Source organism: Pedobacter sp. 01T416_2 (assembly GCF_056398925.1).
This window is the reverse complement of the sequence record NZ_JBFTQI010000700.1, coordinates 1-3,131: the sequence shown is the minus strand read 5'-3', so window position 1 is coordinate 3,131 and position 3,131 is coordinate 1. Positions and strand designations below refer to the sequence as shown.

Annotated in this window: 2 protein-coding genes; one reads left to right on the top strand and one right to left on the bottom strand. The window is 39.8% G+C overall.

The window, feature by feature from the left end:
• Nucleotides 1-419: IclR family transcriptional regulator domain-containing protein (locus AC1DPQ_RS22705; protein ID WP_477610955.1), on the top strand; the 419-nt coding region annotated here is incomplete at its 5' end.
• 777 nt (nucleotides 420-1,196) lie between these two features.
• Here AC1DPQ_RS22705 and AC1DPQ_RS22700 read toward each other — a convergent pair.
• On the bottom strand, nucleotides 1,197-3,131 hold a 1,935-nt coding region (locus AC1DPQ_RS22700), incomplete at its 5' end, for an alpha-L-rhamnosidase-related protein (protein WP_477610954.1).

Below are 3,131 nucleotides of genomic sequence, written 5' to 3'. Positions count from 1 at the left end.
TTATTCATGCGAAAAGTCCGGGGCCGATTGCGCTTTCTATCGAGGAGGGAAATTTGTTTCCATTACCTTTAACTGCATCAGGAAAGGTTTTATTGGCTTATATGCCCGAGGCTGAGCGTAGCACAACATTAAAAAACAATTCCATTTTTAAAAAATATGCTAAAGCCCAGCAAGAAGATTTTTTGACCTCATTGGAAGATATTCAGCAAACTGGCTCTTATTTCAAAAATAGTGATTCAGTTTCTGGTGTTACCGATCTTTCGGTACCAATTGGTATTAATGGCAATAATGGAATTATCGCCTGTTTAACCATTTCAATGTTAAATGCGATAAATGTAGATCAAGCGATTGAAAATGATGTGATCCTTGCCGAGGCCTATAAATGTGTTAAAAAAATAGAACAACGGATTGGGGTTTAATTGTTGATTTTACTTGTCAAGTCGTCATCCTGAACCCGATAGCTATCGGGTTGTTTCAGGATCTATCTTTTTATTAAAGTACTGATCCTGATGTAGAAATTGAGCGTGTAAGAAACCGCAATTCATTTGGGCGTTCCCCAAGCTACGCAAGGGTCCGGKCTTTTCAGGGCTGCGCTTCGCTCCGGTACCGATGAAAAATCGGTACTGAACCCTTACAATCCCTAACGCGAAGCTACCGTATCATGATATTTCGCTTAATTGCTTGCGCTCGTTTCCCAACGAGTGCATGAATAACTTTACGATTTTATCGTTTGTAAACGACAAGCTATTCAACGCTCGTTAGAAACGAGCGTTAGCCCAGAACCCTTACAATCCCTAACTCGGTATCTATCGCAATAAGCTATAGACAGGTTGATGTGTAGCCAAGAACTACTGAGTTTGGTTAAATAAACCTGATAGAACGGAAAGCCCGGAGCGAAGAATGAGTGAGGACTTGGAGGGAGAGCAGGACTTTCATAACCTAAAAGCACCGAACCCCGCTTTTCTAAATAATATGACCGGCTAAATAAAACCTCCGCTTCGCTCTGGTACCGATGAGGAATTGGTACAATCCCTAACGCGAAGTTACCGTATTGAGATTTTCGTTTCAAACCTCACAGGTTTATAAGCTTATAGTCATTGCGAGGAAGAATGACGAAGCAATCTTAAAGCGGTCGCTATAATCCATAGTAGTAAGATTGCTTCGTCGGCTGAAAAAGCCTTCTCGCAATGACGAAACTAGCCCGAATACTTCACGCTATAATCCTTGCCTTTTTCAATTGTAATTTCATACGAACCTTTCGATACTTCTTTCATTTCAGTGCCTTTCACAACTGGTTTGGTTTTGCTTTTTATCTTTAGTTTACCTACGCCTGTTGGAGAAGAAACTTTKATTTCTTTTTTACTGCAAAACACTGAAATATCACCATTCGCAGTTGGGACTTTGCCCTCCATCCAGGCTAAGCCACCCAGATTAGGTTCAATGGTGTAAGTTTCATAACCTGGTGTGGTAGGTTGTACGCCTAAATAATATTTTCCCAATAAATAAATCGGACTTGCACCCCAGGCGTGGCAAAGGCTTTTTCCAAACGGGCGGCCGTACATAGCCAAGTGTTCGGTTCCCTTTTTATCTGGGTTGTATTCCTCCCAAAAAGAGGTTGCGCCCAATTTTAACATGCCGCCCCAATAATTTTTCATTTCCTTTAATACATAAGGTTGTTCGCCCATGGCACATAATGCTTCGAGCTCATAAAAACGCATATAAGGTGTGGTAATTTTGGCAATCTGATCGTTTAAAAGCACATTCTTTTTAACCGATAACTTTTGTTCCGGTGTAAAATAATCAAAGAAAATCCCGAACATGTTGGCATAACGGGTTACATTATCTGTTTGTTTATCGTCAATCCGGCTGTGAACCAAAGCGCTTTTTTGCTGATTCCAATAAAGTTCAAAAATCTTGTTTTTCAGCTCTTTAGCCTGTTTATCGTATTTGGCAATGCCTTCTGCATCATTGGCTAATTTGGCACATAAAGCCATTGTTTCTAAACTCCTGGCATATAACAACTGTTCGAAACTTACTTCACCATCTTTACTTAGTTTATCTGCCCAATCGATAAAAATCCAGTCACCAGGCATCCATTCTAACAGGCCATTTTTATTCTTTCTTCCATCGATGTAAGTCATTAGCGACTGCATTCGTGGGTAAATATCCTGTACGAACTTCTGGTCGCCGGTAAAYTTATAGTAATCATAAATCCCTAAAAACCAATAAAAAGAGTAATCCATAATGGTATTGATGTGCGCCGTTACGGGATCTTTTCCACGCTGAGCCAATAAAGTCCGTTTTACAGTTGGTGCATCAAAAAACGAGTAATAGTTCATCAAATAACTTTGATAAGCATCGCCACTCCACACCCAGCGATCGCGTTTTATGCCATCGATAAAGAACTCGCGGGTATTTAAATGGAAGGTATATTTGGCCACATCGTAAATTTTGTTTAGCTCCTCATCCGAAGATTTAAAACTTCCGCGTTCTGTTACTGGTGAATACTCATATAACATGGAAATAGAATCGACTGTTACATTTCCAGTTGTTTGGCGGTTCACATATCTAAATGCTTTCGAAAGTGGCATAATGGAATCCTTTTTCACAGCCAAATCAATATCCACATAATCTAAAGTCTCACATTTATCTTCAGAATAAGCTTCTTCAGCAGATTCACCATAAAATAAACTCAATCTACCTTTACCTTTTAAACCATGAACCTTAATGAAGCCAAAAGTTTCTTTTCCAAAATCTAATAGTTCTCCCCCCTCATTCTTTTTTCTACTTACCGCGGCAATACCTTTAACAGGCAATTTAAACTGTGATGGCAATTGAGTTGGATCAGTTAAATTCCATGAGCCTGCTAAAACAAAGGTAGTTCCCGATTTATCAGAGGTTTTTCCACTCGCATCGATCCATTCTTTATCCTCGAAAGTAGTGAGCCAGGTTTCATCAGAAACTACCGTTTTACCCTGAACAAAAATCGCCGGAACATGCGCCTGGTTGTAAACCTTCAAACTCAATTTGTGTTTCCCTGCTGGAATCTGAATGCTTTTTGGAAAACCCGCAATGGCCTGACCATCGATTTTAACGTTGTAAGTACCTTCTACAAACAATTTAACCTCTTC